The sequence below is a fragment of the Candidatus Galacturonatibacter soehngenii genome (assembly GCF_008830185.1).
In the GTDB taxonomy this organism is placed as follows: Bacteria; Bacillota; Clostridia; order Lachnospirales; family Lachnospiraceae; genus Lachnotalea; species Lachnotalea soehngenii.
In genome coordinates, this window is record NZ_WAGX01000005.1 from 281,513 (window position 1) to 304,832 (window position 23,320).

Annotated in this window: 27 protein-coding genes; all 27 read right to left on the bottom strand. The window is 33.3% G+C overall.

Annotation, left to right across the window (positions count from 1 at the left end; all coding sequences use genetic code 11):
- Positions 1-88: 88 nt before the first annotated feature.
- The 27 genes from F7O84_RS08740 to F7O84_RS08870 all read right to left on the bottom strand — a co-directional run bounded on the left by F7O84_RS08740 (position 89) and on the right by F7O84_RS08870 (position 23,265).
- Entirely contained in the window at positions 89-661 is a 573-nt protein-coding gene (locus tag F7O84_RS08740) for an MltG/YceG/YrrL family protein (protein WP_207708050.1), read from the bottom strand.
- Entirely contained in the window at positions 658-1,602 is a 945-nt protein-coding gene (locus tag F7O84_RS08745) for a DUF6115 domain-containing protein (protein ID WP_151144214.1), read from the bottom strand. Before F7O84_RS08745 ends, F7O84_RS08740 begins: the two co-directional genes overlap by 4 nt.
- 18 nt (positions 1,603-1,620) lie before the next feature.
- Positions 1,621-1,935 (bottom strand): hypothetical protein, encoded by a 315-nt coding sequence (locus F7O84_RS08750; RefSeq protein WP_151144215.1) that lies wholly within the window; start codon positions 1,933-1,935, stop codon positions 1,621-1,623.
- A gap of 28 nt (positions 1,936-1,963) precedes the next feature.
- Positions 1,964-3,553 (bottom strand): FapA family protein, encoded by a 1,590-nt coding sequence (locus tag F7O84_RS08755; protein WP_151144216.1) that lies wholly within the window; start codon positions 3,551-3,553, stop codon positions 1,964-1,966.
- Positions 3,554-3,574: 21 nt separating this feature from the next.
- Entirely contained in the window at positions 3,575-4,342 is a 768-nt protein-coding gene (locus F7O84_RS08760) for a FliA/WhiG family RNA polymerase sigma factor (protein ID WP_151144217.1), read from the bottom strand.
- Between the two features lie 40 nt (positions 4,343-4,382).
- Entirely contained in the window at positions 4,383-4,640 is a 258-nt protein-coding gene (locus F7O84_RS08765) for a hypothetical protein (protein WP_151144218.1), read from the bottom strand.
- A gap of 96 nt (positions 4,641-4,736) precedes the next feature.
- A complete protein-coding gene (locus tag F7O84_RS08770) occupies positions 4,737-5,222 on the bottom strand; it encodes a chemotaxis protein CheD (protein ID WP_151144219.1) in 486 nt (161 codons plus the stop codon).
- A gap of 19 nt (positions 5,223-5,241) precedes the next feature.
- Positions 5,242-5,856 carry a chemotaxis protein CheC gene (locus F7O84_RS08775; protein WP_151144220.1) on the bottom strand — a complete coding sequence of 205 codons (615 nt, stop codon included), beginning with the start codon at positions 5,854-5,856 and terminating at the stop codon, positions 5,242-5,244.
- 12 nt (positions 5,857-5,868) lie between these two features.
- Positions 5,869-6,324 (bottom strand): chemotaxis protein CheW, encoded by a 456-nt coding sequence (locus tag F7O84_RS08780; RefSeq protein WP_151144221.1) that lies wholly within the window; start codon positions 6,322-6,324, stop codon positions 5,869-5,871.
- A gap of 13 nt (positions 6,325-6,337) precedes the next feature.
- Complete coding sequence (locus tag F7O84_RS08785; protein WP_151144222.1) at positions 6,338-8,458, bottom strand: chemotaxis protein CheA; 2,121 nt, start codon at positions 8,456-8,458, stop codon at positions 6,338-6,340.
- A gap of 1 nt (position 8,459) precedes the next feature.
- Positions 8,460-9,557, bottom strand: coding sequence for a protein-glutamate methylesterase/protein-glutamine glutaminase (locus tag F7O84_RS08790; protein ID WP_151144223.1), 1,098 nt, complete (start codon positions 9,555-9,557; stop codon positions 8,460-8,462).
- Between the two features lie 5 nt (positions 9,558-9,562).
- Positions 9,563-10,291: a flagellar brake protein gene (locus F7O84_RS08795; protein WP_151144224.1), complete on the bottom strand. Its 729-nt coding sequence runs from the start codon at positions 10,289-10,291 to the stop codon at positions 9,563-9,565.
- 12 nt (positions 10,292-10,303) lie between these two features.
- Entirely contained in the window at positions 10,304-11,185 is an 882-nt protein-coding gene (locus tag F7O84_RS08800) for a MinD/ParA family protein (protein WP_151144225.1), read from the bottom strand.
- A gap of 3 nt (positions 11,186-11,188) precedes the next feature.
- Positions 11,189-12,409, bottom strand: coding sequence for a flagellar biosynthesis GTPase FlhF (flhF, locus tag F7O84_RS08805; protein WP_151144226.1), 1,221 nt, complete (start codon positions 12,407-12,409; stop codon positions 11,189-11,191).
- The gene (locus F7O84_RS08810) at positions 12,409-14,277 is read right to left on the bottom strand and encodes an FHIPEP family type III secretion protein (protein WP_151144227.1); all 1,869 of its coding nucleotides are present in this window, start codon (positions 14,275-14,277) and stop codon (positions 12,409-12,411) included. The genes flhF and F7O84_RS08810 overlap by 1 nt, the downstream gene beginning before the upstream one ends.
- Position 14,278: 1 nt before the next feature.
- A complete protein-coding gene (fliR, locus tag F7O84_RS08815) occupies positions 14,279-15,058 on the bottom strand; it encodes a flagellar biosynthetic protein FliR (protein WP_151144228.1) in 780 nt (259 codons plus the stop codon).
- Between the two features lie 4 nt (positions 15,059-15,062).
- Positions 15,063-15,332, bottom strand: coding sequence for a flagellar biosynthesis protein FliQ (gene fliQ, locus F7O84_RS08820; RefSeq protein WP_151146606.1), 270 nt, complete (start codon positions 15,330-15,332; stop codon positions 15,063-15,065).
- A gap of 23 nt (positions 15,333-15,355) precedes the next feature.
- A complete protein-coding gene (gene fliP / locus F7O84_RS08825) occupies positions 15,356-16,210 on the bottom strand; it encodes a flagellar type III secretion system pore protein FliP (protein WP_151144229.1) in 855 nt (284 codons plus the stop codon).
- A 13-nt stretch (positions 16,211-16,223) separates the two neighbouring features.
- On the bottom strand, positions 16,224-16,592 hold the full coding sequence (locus F7O84_RS08830; protein ID WP_151144230.1) for a flagellar biosynthetic protein FliO: 369 nt from the start codon (positions 16,590-16,592) through the stop codon (positions 16,224-16,226).
- Between the two features lie 83 nt (positions 16,593-16,675).
- Positions 16,676-17,038 carry a response regulator gene (locus F7O84_RS08835; protein ID WP_099468866.1) on the bottom strand — a complete coding sequence of 121 codons (363 nt, stop codon included), beginning with the start codon at positions 17,036-17,038 and terminating at the stop codon, positions 16,676-16,678.
- A gap of 58 nt (positions 17,039-17,096) precedes the next feature.
- The gene (gene fliY, locus F7O84_RS08840; RefSeq protein WP_151144231.1) at positions 17,097-18,266 is read right to left on the bottom strand and encodes a flagellar motor switch phosphatase FliY; all 1,170 of its coding nucleotides are present in this window, start codon (positions 18,264-18,266) and stop codon (positions 17,097-17,099) included.
- A gap of 4 nt (positions 18,267-18,270) precedes the next feature.
- Positions 18,271-19,251, bottom strand: coding sequence for a flagellar motor switch protein FliM (fliM, locus tag F7O84_RS08845; protein ID WP_151144232.1), 981 nt, complete (start codon positions 19,249-19,251; stop codon positions 18,271-18,273).
- Between the two features lie 39 nt (positions 19,252-19,290).
- Positions 19,291-19,806 (bottom strand): flagellar basal body-associated FliL family protein, encoded by a 516-nt coding sequence (locus F7O84_RS08850; protein WP_151144233.1) that lies wholly within the window; start codon positions 19,804-19,806, stop codon positions 19,291-19,293.
- Between the two features lie 12 nt (positions 19,807-19,818).
- The gene (locus F7O84_RS08855; protein ID WP_151144234.1) at positions 19,819-20,613 is read right to left on the bottom strand and encodes an OmpA/MotB family protein; all 795 of its coding nucleotides are present in this window, start codon (positions 20,611-20,613) and stop codon (positions 19,819-19,821) included.
- Positions 20,613-21,434, bottom strand: coding sequence for a motility protein A (locus F7O84_RS08860; RefSeq protein WP_151144235.1), 822 nt, complete (start codon positions 21,432-21,434; stop codon positions 20,613-20,615). The genes F7O84_RS08855 and F7O84_RS08860 overlap by 1 nt, the downstream gene beginning before the upstream one ends.
- A 40-nt stretch (positions 21,435-21,474) precedes the next feature.
- Positions 21,475-21,672: a flagellar FlbD family protein gene (locus tag F7O84_RS08865; RefSeq protein ID WP_151144236.1), complete on the bottom strand. Its 198-nt coding sequence runs from the start codon at positions 21,670-21,672 to the stop codon at positions 21,475-21,477.
- 186 nt (positions 21,673-21,858) lie between these two features.
- Positions 21,859-23,265, bottom strand: coding sequence for a flagellar hook protein FlgE (locus tag F7O84_RS08870; protein ID WP_151144237.1), 1,407 nt, complete (start codon positions 23,263-23,265; stop codon positions 21,859-21,861).
- Positions 23,266-23,320: the final 55 nt, after the last annotated feature.

Genomic DNA, 23,320 nt, shown 5'->3' on the forward strand with positions numbered 1-23,320 from the left:
TCTGCATACGTGTTTTTTTACCGTCTTGTATTATAGCATATAGCCTCACTATAAGCAAGTCTTTTTTATATTCTATATTTGTTGTTATTTATTCACTTTTTGTTAATTTCCCCATGATTGTATCATAACTTTCTCCAGACTTCACTTCATATTCACCAATTTGTAAATTATTTACGTTGCCAGTATCAATTACGTATTGGTTAAACTCAGATGCATCTGGAATAATTCCCTTTTCTTCTAACAATTTTGAAATAGCCTCTGAACTCATTCCTGGAGTTATGTTAAATGTAACCGTTATACTCTCACTTGCAGATCCTTCTATAAAAGTTTCGGTTGATGTTGCATTATCTGAATTTTCCTTTTCATGATCTGTTGCAGAATCTTCTTTATTCTCTTCCACGGTTGGAGGTTCCGATTCTTTTACGGCTTCTTTTTCATTAGAGATTTGTTTTTGTATATCTTTTAAATCATTTTTGGCATCTGTCAAATCGGAATTTACTGCGTTATATTCTTCTTGAGTAACCATTCCTAATTCCTTTGCCCTTTGGATTATTTGTTCGGTTGTAATACTTTTATCTCCAACCCCATTAGCAATACTGCTGATGAAAGCTGTTGTAATGATACCAATACCAAGCCCACGTAAATAGTATTTTAGTTTCATTGCTTTCCTCCCACAAACAGATCAATTACCAATTGTACTTCACCTACACCTAAACCAAGTGTTCTAGCAATATCAAATGCACTTTGCCCCTTCTTACTCATTTCTATTATTTTGTTATTATAGTTTGATGCATCCTTTTTTTCATCTTCCGATATATGACTATCTTTTGAAATATTTTCTAATATTTCCTCTATGTCATTTTCATTATTTTCATTTTCATTATTGACAAAGCTATTATCCATAAGGTTATTATTTTTTATTTCTATACCACTTGCTTGCGTCAATATTACTTCATGACTTTTCTCATTTATTTGAGTTGCCTCTTGCTTACTTAATTTATCTTCTACTAGATTCCTATCTGTTGAAAATTGCAATGCCATTTGCTCAATTTTATGCAATTGCTCTTCAAGTACTTCAATAGCATGAGTGCTTTTTTCCATTCTATCCAAAGTAACATTTTGTTTATCTGAATATTGATTGAGAAATAATATTTGCGAATCCATTTTCTCTATCAACTCCAAAGCTTCTGCCAGCTTTTTATTGATACCTTTGTTCGCCTTGGTTATTAAATCCGCCGTTTCTTTTATTTCAGCCTTTTTATCATTGAGCATACCATATAAAAACAATACTTCATTATGACTTTTGTGTATTGATTCCATAACAGTCGTTGAATATTCATCAATTGCCATTATCTTTTCATTAGATAACTTTTCCATAGAACGTTTCACTTCATCTGTAGAATTATCAATATTGTCTACTATGATTTGTGTTAATTCCTCATCCATGTCCTTTATTTGGGACTGTAGTAGCTTTTTCACTTCATTTTCATCAATTGCAACTTTTAATTGTTCCTTTGTGGCTGTAATCTTCTCTGAAATAAAAAAACTGCCACCAAATAAAATAAGACCTATTATAACTAAAAGAATCTCAAATGCTGTCATCATTTTCTCCTTATTGCACTATATACTAACATCAAAGCTATGGCCTTGTTCTTTTAACTTCTTTTTCTCTTGTTCTTGGTTATTATTCTTTTTTTTCTTTTGATTTGAATAAAAAGAACCATTTCCTTTTTCTTTTGCATCATATTGTTTCTGATAATAATTGCTATCATCAGCATTTTTCACTTTTTTCTGGGAATGATCTATTTCTTTTTGTGAATGCATAGAAAGATTACTCTGATTAACAACGTGTTTATTATCCTCATTCTGCTTTAAAGTTGCAACGTCTTGCACCCTCGTTATAGTTCCATTTAGTTCAATTGGTCTTATTGCCATAATCCTAGTCTCCTTATAAGAAATAAACTTAAAGTGGTAACACTTTTACTTCACCTTGTTCCTTCACAAACTGACAATAATCTCTTTCTTCTCTTACATGCATCACACAATCAGAAATAGTTATCTTTACATCCGAATATATTTTACCAGTTACTTTAACTCTTGCATTATTTCCTAGTTTAAGGCTCACTTGAATTCCTTCTATTTCTTTTTGTGCTTCTTTGATTTTTTGTTCTATCTCTTTGTATTCTTCCGATAATTGTTTCACATATTTTAATTGATCTTGTGTTAGTTTTTGCCCCTGACTAAGCTTCTTCATGCAATTGCTAATTACAGGCTCAATCAAGCTTAATTTTTTTTGCATCTCTTCAACTTCTTGTAATAAAGTCTGTTGCCTTTCTCTCATAGAAGGATCAATTCCTACTTCAATTCTAGTGGCAGACCCCATTGGTGAACCGATTGATACCGCAGTTAATCCTGTCTGGGAAGTTACTACACCTCCCGTAACAAATCCTTTTTTACCTTGTACAATAACTTCACCCTTAGCCGAAACATAACTATGAAGTATTGATTCTGTTTGTACAAATCCTTCTGCCTCAACGTGCGCACTTTCAATAAACTTAGTAATAATATTACTTCCTGCTTTTAAAAGTCCTTTTCCCATTCCTTGAATACCACGTTTTAAGACAATTTGCCCACCTGCAATTAAGGTAGCTCCCTCTACAACACCATAAACATCAATATTTCCTCTTGCTACTATTTCAAATCCACTTCTTACATTTCCTTTCACTACAACATTTCCTTCAAAGTCAATGTTACCTGTGGAAGTATCTACATCTTGTACTTCATATATATTAGACACAAAGACTTTACCTTCTACTACGGATGCATGTCCATCGACATCAGAGATAATTGTACATTTATCCTCTGATATAGAAATATTTTTACTATATTTTAATTTTAGTTTGCTATAATTTGGCTGTTTAATTAATTCTCCGTATACATTTAGACCAGGCTTGCCTAGGTCTTCTGGTTCTAAAGTAGCAAGTACTTGTCCTTTGCGTATATGTCCTATGTTATCTAAATGATGAAAATCTACCGTACCATCTGGATTTAGCTTGGGTTTTATATTTAAGTTTGTATTAAAATGATAGGTGATTTTTGCATCATGTCCTAGCGTCACTGGTATTCCCTTTGCTATTATATAATCAAAGCAGTAAACTTTTGATTTTAAAATCTCATCAATAATATCTTTGTCCACTCCTACTTTTATTCCCTTTGTGGCAAGAGTACTTACAATTTCATTATATGTGATATTAGTTCCTCCATCAGATGGTGGATAAAAGCGAGCAGATACACTCATCTTATTCTCAGCAACTTTTATTATCATTTGTTCCGATACAGGATTTAGTATTTCATCATTTAATTTTACTTCCTTAATCTCCTCTAATGCCGTTATCTGGGCATTCAACATTTGTATATCGTATTCATAAAGTTTTACTAAGTTTAAATATTCATTAATATCATTGATATTAATGGTTTCGCCTCCCTCATTTGGCGGAAACAACCTTAAATAAGTACCATCTGTTTTACCTAATAACTGGAAATAACCATTCATATTTTTTCCCCCTCGGATAGCTTAAATATCCGTCAAAATTTCAAAATATTTTCCTAGTTTCACCTTCATCTTTTGTATCGCCTTGCTATGTAATTGAGAGATTCTTGATTCTGACACTTCCAGTACTTTACTTATTTCCTTTAATGTCAACTCCTCATAATAGTACAATAAAATCACTTTTTTTTCTTTTTCAGTTAAACCTTCTAAAGATTGCTTAAGCATTTGTTTTATTTCATCATTTTCTACTTTTTTTTCAGGCAACTCAAATATGGATTTTTCTTTACTATCGAACGAAGTCTCACTACCCTGTTCTAAAAATTCATCTAAAGAAATAATATTTGTTACTTTTGTTTTATTTCTCCAGTCCTCTAATTCGCTTTCTTCAATACCAATCGCTTTCGCAATTTCATCATCTGATGCCTCACGACCTGTTTGCAGTTCAATTTCTCTTATTGCCGTCTCAATTTTTTTTTGCTTTTGTCTTATTGTTCGAGGAATCCAATCCATTTTTCTAATCTGATCTAAAATTGCACCTCTGATACGAAGACTTGCGTAAGTCTCAAATTTTACCATCTTTGTACTATCAAATTTATCAATTGCATCTATTAAACCAAACACCCCATAACCAACTAAATCATCATACTCCACGCAATGACCTAGATACATACTCAATCTGCCGGCTACTATTTTAACGAGGGGAGCATATTCGATTATTATTTTTTCTCGAATCTCAAGTGTTTTTTCTTTTGTATAACTCTCCCAAAGCTTTAACTTCCCTGCTTCGTCCATTTATAAGCCTCCAGTCAATGTTTTCTTTTTCGTTAGCGTACTATTCCTGCAAATTTTCTTCCTCTTCACTTGTAGCTACTTCCTCGCCATCTTCTGATTCACTTTCCTCTTCTTTTGGAAAACAAACCTTTATAATAATAGCTCGTGCAATATGCCCTATAATATAAAACATCACTAACACAACAAAAAGAATCGTCAATGCATCTATATTATCATAATGTTTGAGAAACGAAATAATACAGGTGATTAACCCCGCCATTAGCATAACAATGATTGGCAATAATCTTAATTTCTTCATCTTACCACCTTTCGTAAACAACGGAAAAATAGAATCATCATTTAACATGACGTTCTATCTTTCAATCTCCATATACCTTTTATCGAATCATTCTGCTTATATAATCTTTCGCTCTTTACCAACTGACTTAATGATAAAATCGCCTGTTTCTGTATAAAATTCCACTGTTCGTCCGTAATTTAAACCAGTATCCTCTGCCAAAAGACGAACTCCAAGTTCTTTTAATTTCAGCTTTGACGCCTCAACGTTTCTTGCACCGATACGAACCATATCTGACTGACCACTAAAAGCAAACATCTGTGCTCCCCCAGCTATTTTGGCTACTAATCTATTCCTAGTAGCCCCTGCTTTAACCATCAAATCAATCAGATCCATGATTCCCGTATCAGCAAACTTGGCTCGATTAGAATTATTTCTTATCTGTGTACTGTCTGGCAACATTACGTGTGCCAGACCACCAACTTTGCTGATTGGATCATAAATGGCGATTCCTACGCAAGACCCCAATCCCAATGTGGTAATTGCATTTGGAAACGGGCATACTTTTAAATCAGCCATTCCTACTTTAATCATTTCATCCATATGTATGTTACCACCTGTATTATAATCCTAATGAAGCAAGAATTTTATCATATGACGCTAATTCAGGAATCAATATAAAATAACCATTAATTAAAACTTCATCCCCAAACTGTGTTTCAATGAGTAATGCTTTGTCTCCAATTTTTCCAAATTCAATTGCTGGAACACTTAGTATAGCTGCTGCCATATCTATGCTCATATAAGGAATTGATGCTGCTATTGTTAACCTTGTTAACGTCGATAAAGAGGAAAGATATGCACCCGTAATGATATTTCCGATTTCTTGCAATGCTGACAAATCCATTTCATCAAAATCTCTATCGTCGTGAACTGGTCTTCCCATTAATTGGTTAACCAAACATGTAGCCGCTTTTTTTTCTACCATAAACATCATGCTACCTTCAATATCGCCTTCTAGCATTAAATAAATAGCAACTACTAATTCCTCCTCATCACAAATGGAAGATGCTAATTTGTCAAATCCAACCAAATCAACTTTTGGGACTTTCATATCTAACTTCATATTAAGTAACTGGGACAACGCAGTTGTTGCATTGCCTGCCCCTATGTTACCTAATTCCTTTAATACATCATAGTGGAGTGAATCTATTTCATCCAAATTAATTTTAGACATTGCTCTACCGCCTTATACCAATTCTTTTTCAGTAATGACACTGTTGATATCCAATAAAGAAATTAATTCTCCAGCATGTTTTCCAATACCATTTATATAGGATGTTCTATCCTCTTTTGAGTCATATGCCATTTTTTCGATATCCGTATTTTCAAGCGTTACTACTTCTTTTACTTCATCTACAATGATACCAATTAATGCTTGATCCATTTTTAATATTATGATACGACTACTATTGGTAAATTTATCATCCTCTAATTGCATTTTCAATCGAATGCTCATAACTGGAACAATAACTCCTCTTAAGTTAATAACACCTTTAAAATAATGCTGTGCTTTTGGCACTCGGATTATTTTTTGCATGCGTACAATATTGTCAACATAGCTTATGTCAATACCATATTGTTCATTGCCTATCTTTACTACTATATACTGAACCTGGTTATATTCTACTTTATTTTCTTCCATAGCCAGCACCTCCTTATACTAATGTATTTACATCAAGAATTAACGCTATTTCTCCATCGCCAAGGATAGTTGCTCCACTAATCACCTTATCAATGTTAATATATTTTCCTAATGATTTAATAACAATTTCTTGTTGCCCCATCAAGTTATCTACTACTAATCCTGCCAGTTTCTCGCCTTTTTTAACAATTACAACGGTTAAATTTTCAGGCTGTTCTTCATCTTTAACGATTCCTAGTACTTTGTCTAGTCGAATAAGTGGAATTACTGTCTCTCGGATATGTATTACTTCCTTTGCCTCCACATATTTAATATCATGAACGGAAATATCCTCAATTGTTTGAATGCTTCCTAACGCTATCGCATACTTTTCATCTCCAAGTTCAACCATAAGGGCTTGAATAATCGCTAACGTTAGTGGAAGACGGATTGTCCATACACTTCCTTCTCCAAGTTTACTCTTTACCTCTACGTCTCCACCAAGGGCTTCAATCTTAGATTTTACTACATCTAGACCTACACCACGTCCTGAAACATCGGAAACTGTTTTTGCAGTAGAAAAACTTGGTAAGAATAGTAAATCAATAATATCTTTATCACTCATAGATTCTGCTTGATCAGCAGTAATCGTGCCTCTTTCAATCGCTTTATTTCTAACCGCGTTTACATCGATACCATTACCATCATCACGTACTTCAATAATAACATTATTACCTTCTTGATAAGCATCAAGGAATATGGAACCTACTTCTGGCTTTCCTCTTTGGATTCTTGCTTCAGTTGGCTCTAGACCATGATCCGCAGAATTACGAAGTAAATGCATTAGTGGATCGCCAATCTCATCGATTACAGTTCGATCAAGTTCGGTATCTTCACCTGTCATATATAGTTCCATCTTCTTATTAAGCTTTTTATTCAAATCACGAATCATACGTGGAAAACGATTTACAACACTTTCAATTGGTACCATTCTCGTCTTCATAACAGACTCATGTAGATTCGTTGTTACTCTCTCTAAATATTCAATCTGTTCATGGAAGCCTTGTGTATTCTCACCTGTTTCGCTTGAACTAACAGATACCAATCCATTCTTTGCAATAATAAGCTCACTTACAAGATTCATCAATACATCAAGTTTTTCAATATCAACTCTTACGGTACGATTTACAACTGGTTTTTGTGCCCCTGCTTTCGCATTATTATTGGTTTGCGCCTTTTGAGATGACTGAGGCGTTTTCATATTTTCAGCTGAAACATTTGACTCTTTCTCACTTGTTTCATATGCTTCTTGTGTCTGCTCACTTGTTTCTGATTGCTTTTTATTCAAATTTTGAATCGATTCATATGTAAACTCTTCTCCTACTACCGCTTCAATTTCTGACACATTTTGAATCACAGACAATACGGTTTTGTAAGATTCTTTTGAAATAATGTACATGCTAAAGTGAAAGTCAAATCTTTCATCTTCAATATCTTGAACACTAGGCATTGATTTAATGGTTTCACCAACATCTTCAATTCCTTTAAATACTAAAAATGCCCTAGCAGCTTTTAAAATACATGTTTCTTGTATATAGACTGTAAATGCAAATACATTCAATCCTTTTTCAAACGCTTCACTAATTACATGTTTTTCTTGTGGCTCTAACGTCAAATCTCGATACAGCGGTTTAAACTTTGAGTTATCTTGTACTTGACTAGGAGCATTATCTTGTTTTACTTCCTCTGCTTTTAACGTTTGAGCACCTGTCCCTGCATTTAATATCGCATTTAGCTGAGTAATAATCGGCTCATTATCGTTAGTTCCTTCTCCCGCTGTTTCTTGAATGGTCTCTAAATAACCTTCTAACGCATCCAAACACTGGAATAGAACATCCACTAGTCCTGCACTTACTTTCATCTTCGCATTACGAATTTCCGAAAATACATTTTCCATATCATGTGTTAAACGTTGCATTCTTTTATAGCCCATGGTACCAGCCATTCCTTTTAAATAATGTGCTGCTCTAAAAATTTCATTAATCGTATTATCATTTTCAGGCTCTTTTTCAAGAATCAATAACTGTTCATTTAAACTTTGCAAATGTTCTTTTGTTTCATCGATAAAAATCTCTAAATATTGACTAACATCCATATTATCGTACTCCTACATTCTTAGTTATGGTCTGAGAAACCTGATCAAGTGGAACCACCTCATCCACTAATCCTGCTTCTGCAATGGTCTTTGGCATTCCATAGACCACACATGTTTTTTCATCTTGTGCAATTACATAGACCGGTTTACTGTTACTTAGTTTTTTAATACCATTTGTTCCATCTGCCCCCATGCCCGTTAATACTACACATACAATCTCGTCATAAGAAGATTCTGTTAACGATTCATAAAGTATGTTCGCACATGGTCTAAGTCCGCCTATCGGTTCTTCCTTTGTAAGCTTTATTTTATGATTGGCACCTTCTTTTACCACTCTCATGTGAAATCCACCAGGTGCAATATATACGCAACCTATAGTAACCACTTCACCCTCCGTGGCTTCTTTTACCTTTACTTTGCTCATTTCATCCAATCTCTGCGCTAAAGAATTTGTAAATCCTGCTGGCATATGTTGTACAATTAATACCGCAGAATTTAAATCCTTCGGAAGTAATGGTATAACAGACTGTAAAGATTTTGGCCCTCCCGTGGAGCATGCTAATGCAACAATTTTATTGGAAGCAGTATTTATTCTTGTTAATGATTTCTTTACATTGCTTTGAACTTGCGTAGTTGGTTCACTTGATTTTAAAGAGCGAAATGATGGTCGAATCACTTCATTCAATTTTTTATCAATGGTGAACATCGCCGCAACTTCCAGCGTATTCATTAACCTTTGTTTAAAGTCATTACCTTTTGCTTCAATAAAATTCTCAGGCTTTGTTACAAAATCAAAAGCACCTAATTCTAATGCAAGAATCGTTTCTTTTGCTCCTTCTTTTGCTAAAGTACTTACCATGATAACCTTGGCTTTGATTCTGTACTTTTGCAATCGTTCTAGTAACTCTAATCCTGTCATTTTAGGCATATTAATATCACATATCACCACGTCGTATTTATGATCCAATAATAACTCAAAAGCCTCTGCTCCATTTTTGGCTATGTCAGCGACTTTAAATCTATTATCTGTATTTATTATATCACATATAATCCTTCTCATAAGTGCAGAGTCATCAACAACCAAAATATTTTTAACCATTTTTATCAACTCTTTCTATTTTTCCGTGATTTTCGTTCCTCTTCAAAAATATATCGTACGATTTCTTCTACTTCATCTTTCCTTAAGCTTATATATTTCCCTCTGTTTTCATATTGTCCACTTCTATTTAATATTTTCTCAGAAGATATAATTTTAATAACTGTTGAATATTGTTTCATTCTATGATTGATCATTAGGTTAAAATTGATAATTATGTAAGAACTTTTTGCAAATTCATCATTTGTTGTAAATCTTAGTCCTCCGCCACTAATGTCAACTATAAATCCTTCCTTCCATTTGATTTTTTCACCCCTTGCTTCTTCAATCACCTCTGGTAAAATCATCTTGCTTTCGGATTCTGTTATTATTGTATATTTCATATCAATGATACAATTAAAACGATAAAATTCTCTTCTCTGATTTTTCTTAATCGGCTGTGTCATTTCGAATATAAAAACAAAAAGATTATTTTCCTTTAATCTTTCTATTACTTTACCTTTTGACTGATATAATCCATTATTGGTATAGAAAAAAATATCAAAAACTCCTTCTAAAGGAAGCAATACGATATTCCCTCCTTCAATAGGCATAGCCAATTTTATTGTATTGTCATTGACTACATCTACGACTTTACTTTTGTAGGTCCTATAATCTTTTTCGATATTATTTTCTACATGTGATCGTTTTATAATTCTTAAATCAACTTTATCGCCTATACTTATAATGTTGGACATATCTAACCACTCCTATCTGCGTATTCTAGATGTCAAAATTTCGTTAAACATACCGGCAATTCCTTTTTTATTGGGATACTCTTTTATATCGTTTGCCAACCTTTTTGAAATCTCTTCATAAGCTTTTGAAGCCTTTGAATTAGGATATAACAAAGAAACTGGCTTTTGTCTTATAATTGCCTTTGAAACGTTATCATCATTCGGCACGACTCCTAACAAATGAATGTTCATATTTAAGAATCTTTTTGCAACTGTATCTAATTTTTGATAACAATTCATACCTTCTTGGTAGGAATTTGCGCGATTAGAAATGACTCTTATCATACAATCATTGGATTGGAAGTTGTGACTACGGTTCAGCACTTTTATCAGAGAATAGGCATCTGTCAGAGAGGTTGGTTCTGGTGTAATAACCAATAATATTTCTTTGCTTATCATTACAAATTCTAATACAGCATCAGAAATACCAGCACCTGTATCAATAATAATATAATCTGCCAGTTCATCTAGTTCAGATAAATTTCGAATGAGTAGTTCAATTTGATTCCTGTTTAAATTAGACAATTCAGTAATTCCTGAACCGCCTGATACAAAACCAATGTCCTCTGGACCAAAAGCAATTATTTCTTTTATGTTCTTACCCTTATAAATTAAATCTCGTAAATTATACTTAGGGACGGTTCCAAACATGATTTCCACATTGGCTACCCCAAAATCTGCATCAAATATAATTACCCGTTTCCCCATTTTTTTTAAATAAATTGCTAGGTTTACAGCAGAGCTACTCTTTCCAACTCCACCTTTACCACTTGTCACAGTTATAACTTTTGATGCATTTTTTCCCCTTTGACTTGACAATTTAACAATATTTCTCAATTGTTGGGCTTGATCCATTGGTTATTGACCTCCCAATAATTGCTTTACCAAACTTTGTGCATCGAATACTTCGATATCATCTGGAACATTTTGCCCAGATGTGATATAAGATAAATCCTTTTGTGAATACATTTTAATATTCAATATATTACCAAGACTAGTTGTCTCATCTAGTTTTGTAAATATTATATTGTAGTCGGTAATTTCATTGTACGTGTCAACTATCTTTATTAAATCTTTATATTTAGTTGCTGCACTGACTACCAAATATACTTCTTTTTCAGCTTTCGAATCAAGACAATGAATGAATTCTGAAATATCATTTGTTTGTTCTTGGTTCTTATGGGAATGTCCCGCTGTATCAACTAAAATAAAATCATAAGTTCGATATTGCTCTACACATTCCTCTAATTCTTGTGAAGAATAGATTACTTGAAATGGTACACCCAGTATGTTAGCATAGGTTCTTAATTGCTCAGCTGCCGCAATTCGATAGGTATCGGCTGTAAGCATCACAACCTTTTTATTTCCATCAACATGAAATTTGGAAGCAATCTTTGCAATGGTAGTTGTCTTTCCCACACCAGTTGGTCCAATAAAAAATACAACTTTTGGCTTCTTTTTTGTTTCACTGATAATTTTTGCCTGGCCAAGTTTTAATATCATTCTTTGATAGATATTCCCTAAAATATGATCGATTGTTAAATCCTTATTCTTAATTAGTTCAATCTCACGAATAAATTGATTGATATATTTTTCATCTACTTCCATATCAAGTAACGTTTTATAGATTAACTGTGCAAATACAGCAGTCTCACTTTTTTCACTTTCAGGATTGTTCACCACCTCTTGTTCCATAGATGGTTTTGAATCTATTTGCTTTTCTAATAAATTTTGTAAATTGGAAAGTTTTTTTTCAATTTCCGATGTATGTTCCAAATCTTTTTTTTCAACTTTTTCTTTCGTATTCAATTCAGAAATATTAATTTTTTCATCTACAATAGAATTAAAACTGCCTTTTAACTCAGCAGCTTTTATTCCTTGTTCCTCTATTTTTTTATTTTCAACTTTTGTTTCTTCTAATGCAACCGTAACCTCCACAGATGTTGGTTTAAATAGCTTAAAAAGACCTTTTTGCTTAATTGTTTTTACGTTTAAAACAACCGCATCTTTACCAAGTTCTTCTTTTGCTTGAAGTACTGCCTCCATTTCAGTTGCACCTTGGAATTTTTTTATAATCACTAAATTGTCACCATCCCTACTGACTGCAATTCTATATTAGACTCTATTTCATTATATGATACTACAACCAAATCCTTAAAGTAATCTTGTGTAAGTTTTTTAAAATACATTCTGACAATAGGAGAGGTTATAATAATAGCACTCTTTCCAAGATTTTGTAGCTTATTTACTTCTTCTTCAACGGAAGCAATAATTGTCTTCGTTTTTTCTGGGTCTAGTGTTAAAAAAGCACCTTGTTCCGTCTGCTTTACCGCTCCCATAATATCCTGTTCTATTTTAGGGTCCAATGTAATAACACTTGTTGCCTCTCCCTGTTCAAAATACTTAGCAGAGATAGATCTCTTTAAGCTTTGGCGCGCATATTCTGTTAGTATATCTGGATCTCTCGTTGTTGCTGCATAATCTGCTAGCGTTTCACAAATCGTAAGCAAATCACGAATTGAAATTCCTTCTCTTAATAAATTTTGCAATACTTTTTGAATTTCACCAATTCCTAACTGTTTTGGAACCAGTTCGTCAATAAGAGTTGTGTTATTCTCTTTAATATTGTTAATAAGATTTGAAACATCTTGTCTTGTAAGAAGCTCATCTATATGATTACGTATTACTTCTGTCAAATGTGTTGCTATAATGGAAGGCGGATCAACAACCGTATATCCCATACTCTCAGCACGTTCTCTTTGATTTTCTGTAATCCATATAGCAGGTAAATGAAAAGATGGTTCAAAGGTTGGAATACCTGTGATTTCTTCCTCTACATATCCTGGATTCATAGCCATATAATGATCAAAAAGGATTTCTCCTTCGCTTACCTGTACACCTTTTATTTTAATGATATACTGATTCGGATTTAATTGAATATTATCTCTAAGACGAATTATTGGCACCACGGTACCAAGCTCTAATGCAATTTGTCTACGTATCATAACAACACGGTCTAACAAATCTCCCCCTTGGTTGACATCTGCTAAAGGAATAATTCCATATCCAAATTCTAACTCAATTGGATCTACATGCAATAAGGATACCACATTTTCAGGTCTTCTAATCTCATCTGCAACTGATTCTCCTGAATCAACTTCTTCTTCGATTGCTTCGATTGCAATACTTTTTGACATAGTAAATCCTGAAAGAATAAAAATCAAACCAAGCGCTGCAAACAGTAGTGTATTTAATGGTGTTACAACACCTAAAAAAATCATTGTTGCACCAACCATTATATAAAGTGCACTTATTTTAATACCTAAATTTAATATAATATCTCCAATATAGGTAAGTGCCAAATTAAGCGGTATATCGTATAACCGGAGAATAATCTCCTGTTTTGATTTCAAAGTCGAATAAGAAACATAACATATTAATATTATTTTAAGAAAACTTTTCACTAATTCAAATAGAGACCTAGCCGAAATAATTTTCTTCATACCACTGATTGGATCAAATTTATTTAATTTGGGCTGTAACGGCTTAGATGTTGGTTTCCACTTTACTTGAACCAAATCGCCTCCCAAACTAATTATAAATCCAACAACAAAAATAGGCGCTAATATTTTCCCCATAATCAAAGCAGTATGATTTAGAATTTGTACAAAAACCTTTATATCTAACGAATTTTCACTGTAATTTATTAATTCAGGTATAGAATTATAAAATGTATGAAACGATCCAAGAAACTGTGATCCGATACTTCCCATCGCTATTTTTAATAATACAAAGAAACCAAGCAAGGAGAAAGCGCTATTGATTTCTTTACTCTTTGCAACTTGACCTTCTTTTCGGGCATCATTTAACTTTTTAGCCGTAGCAGGTTCTGTTTTTTCTCCGCCTTGTCCATCTTTTGCAAAATATTGAAGATTATACTTTATCATATCAATACATTCCTTGTATCATAGATACTATCATTTTTTTCATTTCCGTAAATACGTAATTTGATACATTATTAAACATACCAATCGTAATTAAAATTGTAATTAAACCTGCAAAAATTTTAAGCTGTATTCCTACAACAAACATATTCATCTGAGGTGCAACTTTTGCTAAAACCCCCAGAATAATATTCATAGCCAATATTACCGCAAATATAGGTAGTACAATGCGAAATCCAATAATCAGATAATCTGCCATATATGTTAAAAAACTATTATACAGATGATTCATGTCAAATTGTACATTCCCCAATGGAATTAATTGGTATGCATCTACAACTGCCCTTAGTAAATATCTTGGCATGTCTGAACATACTAAAATAAGCATGAAAAGATAATTATAAAATGTGCCAGTAATTGAAGTCTGGTCTTTGCTAATTGGGTCTAAAACACTAACCATGGCAAATCCAATTTCCATATCAATGATTCTACCAGCAAAAGCTATGATAGAATAACAAATACTAGCCGATAATCCAATCAATAGTCCCGCTATTAATTCCTTAACAACAAGAATAGCATATTCTATAACCGTAGAATATGCCAAAGTCCCTTTGGGCAGCACAGGAAAAATAACTAAGGCTATAAAAAAAGCTAATCCTGCTCTCATTCTTCTAGGTACATTTGTAATGGAGAAAAATGGTGCAACAAAAATAAATGCACTAACTCTTACAAAAATCAATAACAATTGTTCTAAATTCCCTTGTGTAAATTGTATATTAACCATATTACTAACCTACATATAAGCTAAAATTAGACCATAAACGAACCATAAATTCCACTATATTATTTAACATCCATGATCCAAATATCATCATTGCTAAAAAAATACAAAGTACTTTAGGTACAAATGTCAATGTCTGTTCCTGTATCGATGTTGCAGTTTGGATAATACTAATTATAAGTCCCACAACCAATGAGATAAGAAGTAATGGAGCTGATGTTACAATAATTGTGTAAATTGTATCTTTTGCTATATCTATAACAATTTCAGGTGTAATCAATTTTTCTTCGCTCCTTACTATTAATAAAACGTTTTTACCAAGTTACCTATAATCAAATTCCAACCGTCCGCCAAAATAAATAATAAAATTTTAAAAGGCATCGAGATTGTTGTTGGTGGTAACATCATCATACCCATCGACATAAGTGTAGATGCAACAACCATGTCAATGATAATAAATGGTATATAAATTAAAAATCCCATTATAAATGCTGAACGAAGCTCGCTAATAATAAAACTTGGTATCAAAACAGAAATAGGTATTTCTTCTTGTTTTTCAATGTTATTAATTTGAGCGATATCAAGGAATAATTGTATGTCCTTAGTCTGAGTTTGTTTAAACATAAACTCTCTTAATGGTTTTAAGCCAGTTTCTAATGCTTGTTCCTGTGTTATTTGACCTGCATCCAACGGTTTAATAGCCGTATCATTAATTTGAGTAAATATAGGTCCCATGATAAATAATGTTAAGAATAAGGATAATCCAACCAAAACCTGATTCGGAGGAGCTGTCTGGGTATTTAATGCATTCCTCGTAAAGTGTAATACAATTATAATTCTTGTAAAAGAAGTAAGCATTATCAAAATGGAAGGGGCCAAAGAAATTATCGTTAAGAATAAAAGTATTTTTATATTAGCCGATAACCCGCCTTCTCCATTATTATTATAATTGATGTTTAATCCACCAACCGTATTACTTGGACTAAGTGTATCCACATTAGAACTGTTAGTGGTTGTTGTATTACCATCTTGTGTCGTTGTTGTTTGGGAAGTTGCATAAGCAGTGTTTGATGCAAAACTAACCATTAATATAATTCCAAAAAACAATCCTAACAATATACTTATTTTATTTGTTGTTACTTTTTTTATTGTCATTTGATTAACCTGCCTACTTCTTGTGTTTTAAATCTTTCATTCTATTTAATATTTCACCAAACGTCTCTTTCGACACCTCTTCATCCATAGTTAAATTAAGCTGTTGCTCAGTCAACTCTGTTAACATCGAAATATTATCTTTTGCTATAGCAATTACTAAATATTTTTCACCAGTTCTGATAATCTGTATATACTTATTTGTTGTTATTTTAAATGTTTCTATTACTTCAATATTTTTATTGAAGGATTGCTTCTTTTGTATTTTAGAAATCCATTTTGTTGTAAAGTAGGATAGTCCCAAAACAATAAGAAATATGATACTAACGGAAATTAATTGCCATATACTTTCAAACCTGGAACTTTGCGAAACTGCTATATACATATTATTTTTCTTCCTTTTTGCTAATAACAATAGAAAGTTAGCAAAGCTACCTTTCTATTATGTTATACTTTTCTAATCCGAACTTAACCAACTACCTTTTTAACAGCTTCTAGTACTCGATCTGCCTGAAAAGGTTTTACAATAAAGTCCTTTGCACCTGATTGAATTGATTCAATTACCATAGCTTGTTGTCCCATCGCAGAACACATAATAACCAAAGCTTTTGGATCACCTGCAACGATTTTCTTTAAAGCTTGAATTCCATCCATCTCTGGCATTGTAATATCCATTAACACTAAATCAGGTTTCGTCTCGTTATATTTTTCAACTGCTTTAGCTCCATTTTCTGCTTCACCAATTACATTATAACCATTTTTAGTTAAAATGTCCTTTATCATCATTCTCATAAATGCTGCATCATCACAAATCAAAATATTTTTAGCCATATTTTCAACTCCTATTTTCTAAATATTATAATATTGATTTATATTATTTTAAATTTCACTATTTAATAATTTCAGTTATTCTCACACCGAAACTCTCTTCAATTACCACTACTTCACCTTTTGCTACATACTTGCCATTCACTAAAACATCAATTGGCTCACCTGCGATTTTATTTAATTCAATAATTGTACCAGGTGAAAACTCTAAAATCTCTTGAATTGACTTACTGGTTCGTCCTAATTCTACCGTTACCTGCAAAGGCACATCCATAATAAGATCAATATTTTCATTCCCACTTACAAAACCAGTATTTGTAAACGGTTGGAATTGTGCAGGTTGAATATTTTGAGGCGGCGTTTGCATATATGGTTGTTGCATATATGGCTGTTGCTGCATATTTGTCGGTTGCATATATGGCATCTGCATATACGGTTGCTGCATTGATACTCCCATCCCTTCCATAGTCTGCTGTGGCTGTCCAGTCATCTGTTGTTGTGAAACATCTTGTGCTGGCACCTCATTCGTTGACTTTACTTTAACTTCACTTTCACCATGTGTCGCTACAAACTTTTCATAAAGCTCCTTTGCAAATTCCACTGGGTATAGCTGCATGATACTACTATCAACAAGACCTTCGATTTCCATCTTAAATGCAACCTTTATAAAAGTTCCTGTTAAGAAAGAAGCTATTTCACCTTCGTCAACGGTATCATTTAAATCAACTACTGTAGCGACTGGTGGACTAATATCTACTACCTTGTTTAACATGGAAGATAGAGATGTTGCTGAAGAACCCATCATCTGATTCATAGCCTCGCAGATGGCGCTTACATGAAGTTCGCTAATCTCTTCCTCAACATTTGTACCATCTCCCCCCATCATAAGGTCAGTAATAACCTTTACATCTCTCTCTTTTAATATGAGAATGTTGTTCCCATCTAAACCATCTTTATATGATATTTGTATGAAAACACATGGTCTGTCATAATCTTGTGCAATATCGTCCCATGTTGCATATGTAACAACTGGAGTTGTGATTGTAACCTTTGTATTAACAAGTGAAAATAATGTAGTAGCTGCTGTACCCATACTTATATTTGCAATCTCGCCCACAGCATCTTTTTCTGCCTCTGTCAGTAATTCAGCTGAGTCATTTACACTTTTTGCATCATCCATTGTACCATTTAACAATGCATTAATTTCTTCCTGCGATAACATTCCGTCCATAACTTCACTGCTCCTCTCTTATTATTGATGTAACTCTCACCGCGTAGGCATCTCCAGATGAACCAGGCAGGGCAGTAAATTTTTTTATATTCCCCACAAACACATCCAACTCTTGATCAACTTTTGAATCTAACTTTATAATATCTCCAATTTGTAAATTTACAAAATCATTTACTGCAATGGAGCTTGTACCAAGAACAGTACGAACAGGTATATTCGCTCTACTAATTAAACTTTGTATTATCTCCTCGTAGGATTCCTCATCATCCTTTTGCATTGTAGAATACCAGTATTTTGTATTCAGCTTATCCATTACATCTTCTAAAGTAATAAACGGTAAACATATATTCATGAGTCCTTCAACATCGCCTATTTTTATGGACAAGGTGACAATGGCAATCATTTCACTTGGCGAAATCACCTGCGCAAACTGAGGATTGGTTTCTATTCTCTCTAGCCTAGGTTCAATATTGACTACATTTTGCCAAGGCTCTCGTAATAGATTTGTACAAATAATCATAATTCTTTCTAATACAGTTAACTCAATCTCTGAAAAATCCCTATTTTTTTCCAATGGCTTTCCGTATCCACCTAGCATACGGTCTATAATTGAATAGCCTAAATTGGTAGCAAGTTCTAAAATTATGTTCCCAGCCAATGGCGCAAAATTAACAACCCCTAAAATAACAGGATTTGATAATGCATTGGTGAATTCTGAATAGGTAACCGCTTCTGAATTCATTACTTCAACCTGTATATTCTTTCTTAAGTAACCTGGTAAATTGGTTGAAAGCAATCTGCCATAATGCTCAAAAATAATTTCCAATGTTCGCAAATGTTCTTTCGAAAATTTCGACGGTCTGGCAAAGTCATAATTTCTTATTTGTTTTTCAGAGGTTCCGTTAATATCTTCAACATCTAGTTCACCTGAACTCAATGCATTAAGCAAATTATCAATTTCACTTTGAGATAACACCTCTCCCATATTACTCACCTCCTGATAGCACTTTCTTTTAGTCTGATTTTACTGGAAAACAATATCTCTAAAAGCTACTTTTATAATAAAATCCGAATCAAACATTTTAATCATTCTCTGTTTCAATGCTTCTTGCAATGCTTCTCTGTCTGATTGCGCTTCTTCTAATGTGAAGCTAGAAACAACATCATTTATTTCACTTTTAATCAAACTCTCTTTTTCACTTATTTTTTCACCATAAGTTTTATATCCTTCATTTTTTGTATCCATGGAAAGTGTAACAGAAAATACTGCAAAATGGTCTTTTCCATCTCCATCTTTTTTCAAATTAACTGTAAATTTATCCGCAATATCATACGTTGCAATTTGATCAATTGATATATTCTCTTCTCCATCTGCGCTCTTATTCGCCTCTAATTCTAAATCAAGAACACTGCAAATCTGAGTAATCAATGCATTTGTCTTCTTTGCCATAGGCACAATACTAAACATCATAATAGTCGTCAATACCAAATTTACTATTACGAACGCTAAAATCAAAATACTAAAAATATTTTTCTTCATCACTTTACTCCTTTAATAGTCATTGTAAGAATTATATATCTTAACCTCAACTCGTCTATTACGCGCCCGGCCTTCTGTTGTCGAGTTATCTGCAACAGGCACATATTCCCCACGTCCTGAAGACTTTAATCGAATTGGGTTAATTCCTTTATCTATGTAATATTCCAATACAGCTAACGCTCTGGCTGTAGACAACTCATTATTATTCTTGAACTTATAATTAGATATTGGAACATTATCTGTATGTCCTTCTATTTCTACCAAACGCTCGGAGTATTTTTCAATTATGATTCCTATTTTATCCATTAGTGACAAAGAATCTTCTTTTATCTTAGCACTTCCAGAATCAAATAAAAACGCACCATTTAACGTTAGAAGTACATAGTGTGAATTAAAATCAACTTCAACGTATTCACTAATTCCACTATTTTCAATTATTTGCTCAATTTCTTCTGCCATCTTTTCTGATTCATTTAAAGCTTGTGCTTCGTATTCTGACTTCTCATCTAATTCTATATCACCTTCGTCATTTTTACCCATAGATGTAAAGTATTGATCCAAGTCAGTTAACTGACTTATTCCACTTGAAATAAGTACACCTTCACCAATTGCACTCCCTCCACCTGATAGAATGCTAAAACTGCTTGCTAACGAAGCGGCTACTTGCTCATACTTTTCAGCATCTACATTAGACATTGAAAAGAGCAATACAAAGAAACATAGGAGCAAATTCATTAAATCACTAAATGTTGCCGTCCAAGCAGGTGCTCCAGGTGCTGGCGCATCTTCTTGTTTCTTTCTAGCCATTAGTTCTCACCTCCGCCGCTTGTAGCCAATGTCTCCTCACCACTAGCTGCTGAAAACTCAATTCTTTGCTTTGGTGATAAGAATGATTTTAATTTCTCTTCTATTACTCTTGGATTCTCACCTGCCTGAATGGATAAGAGTCCTTCAATAATAACTTCTTTTAACATTATCTCAATACTGTTATTTACTTTCAACTTACTCGCTACTGGAGCACTTATCCAGTTCGCTAATACAGAACCATAAAAAGTAGTAACCAAGGCTGTTGCCATGTTAGGCCCAATAGAGGCTGAATCAGCCAATACTTTAAGCATGTTAATCAAACCAATCAAAGTACCAATCATACCCCATGCAGGACCCATTGCACCTACTGTTTCCCAAAAACTTATTGTTTTTTTATGCCTTGCTTCGATGCAGGATAGTTCTGTTTCTAATATGGCACGAACCAATTCTGGATCAGTACCATCTACTATAAGTAAAATTCCCTTTTTAAGGAATTCATCTTCTAAGTTATTTGCTGCTTCTTCCAATGAAAGTAACCCTTCTTTTCGAGCTACATTCGACAAATCAATAATAGTTCTAATTGTTCCAGCTTCGTCTCCTGTCGGGGACTTAAATACAAGTCTAATGCTAGATAAACCAGCAATAAAATCTTTCATACTAACTGATGCCATTACACAAACAAAGGTTCCGCCTATCGTAATGATAATAGAAGGCAAGTCCCAAAAATTCGGTAGTGCTGCAAATCCCAAATTACCAGTTACAATACCAAATATTATAATAAAAAAACATCCAAACAATCCAATAATTGAAGCTATATCCACGACTGTCACCTACCCCATCTTTCGTTGTGTCAGGAAATTACTAATTATTCAATATTCCCGCAAAAATTTCCTTTTTATATGATATTACTAAATTTTTAATGTCTTGTCTACTTTCTTTTACAACAATCTTCTTGCCTGTCGTAAATGAAATTACTGTATCAGGAGTTTCTTCCACTGATTCTATCAATTCTGCATTTATTGATATTTTCTTATCGTTTAGCTTTGTCACTTCAATCATGGCACTCCTCCTTGAGTTATAAATCTTCCTATTCCATTTATAATTAACTTTGTTACAATAATCAATGCTTTTTGTCTAATTTATAAAACTTTTACTTTTAACAAAAATTTAATGTTTTCCAAAATACTCTATTGGTCATATATAAATATATTTCCAAAAGAGTATTTTGGAATATGTTACTTAAAACTAACCTCTCTTAAGATTAACTAATTCTTCAATCATAGTATCTGAAACAGTTATAATCCTTGAATTCGCCTGGAAACCTCTTTGTGTTGTAATCATTTCTGTAAACTCTGAGGATAAATCAACGTTTGACATTTCTAACACACCAGTAGCCATACTTCCATTGTTTGCGGTAATATCTATACCGATTCCATCAAAATCTCCTGAGTTTAAGGTTGCTGAATATAAGTTTTGACCTTCTTTTGACAAACCAGAAGGATTCGAAAACTCTGCAACTGCTATTTGTCCTAATAACTTATCATCACCATTGCTATAGCTACCATAGATTTTTCCATCATTACTAATAGAAATACCAATCATTTTTCCAAGCAATCTTCCTGTACCATCTTTGTTCGCATCACCTTTGAGTATGTTCGCTGACATAACACCTTTATTGCCCTTCATCTGGCTGCCTGAAAAATCAACTGTGATGTTAGAAAATTTCTGCTGATCAGGGCCTGTACCAAATGATAGCATTGAAGTAGTAGCACCCGCAGTACCATCAATCGCACTTAATGTTCCATCCGCTTGATTGTAAGTAACTAAAATCGCGTTGTTTACAGTTACGGGATTGCCATCTGCATCAGTAAAATTCAACGTACTACCAAATGTTGCACCTGAAGATGCTAAAACCGAAGCATTTTCACCATCTAGAATATCATCTAAGCTCATGTAAAAGCTTCCCTCTGGTAATAGATTTCCACCCGCATCGGTTAGTCCTTCTGCGTTATGTAGAGTAAAGTTTGCTTTATAAGCATATCCTAGTGCATCATAAAATTCTAAATTACTTACATAACCTTTAGCAGAATTGACATCTGAATTTTCTTTATCCACTACTCCACTGAAATTAGCCTTCGTTGTTGCTTCAGGAGCAGATGTAAGATTCGCAGTAGCCATTAGCTTAAGAGGTGAAACAGTCCCTTTTACAATCTCTCCATCTACTACTTGCCAACCCATAACATTATATCCCGTGGTTGACATTACTAAGTTTCCAGCTGAATCAATGGTAAAGTTACCAGCTTTTGTAAAATAATTCTGGGTACCATTATTTACAACAAAGAAGCTATCCCCTGTAATTCTAATATCAAACGGATTGTTTGTTGTTTGTGTTGCACCCGAAGTGGTAATCGTAGTGCTGATAGCTCCAGTGGTAACACCAAGACCAATTTGTTTAGCATTTACTCCACCTGCTCCTGTGTTTGGATTCGGTCCAGAAGCAAAAGAAATCGTTTGATACATAACATCTTGAAATGTTACGTTTTGTGACTTATAACCTACTGTGTTAACATTGGCAATATTATTACCAATTACATCCATCTTTGTCTGGTGTGTTTTAAGACCTGATACACCAGAATATAATGATCTCATCATAATGAAATGACCTCCTATTATTTATACGATTAAAGCAGTGTGTCTCCTCTATCTA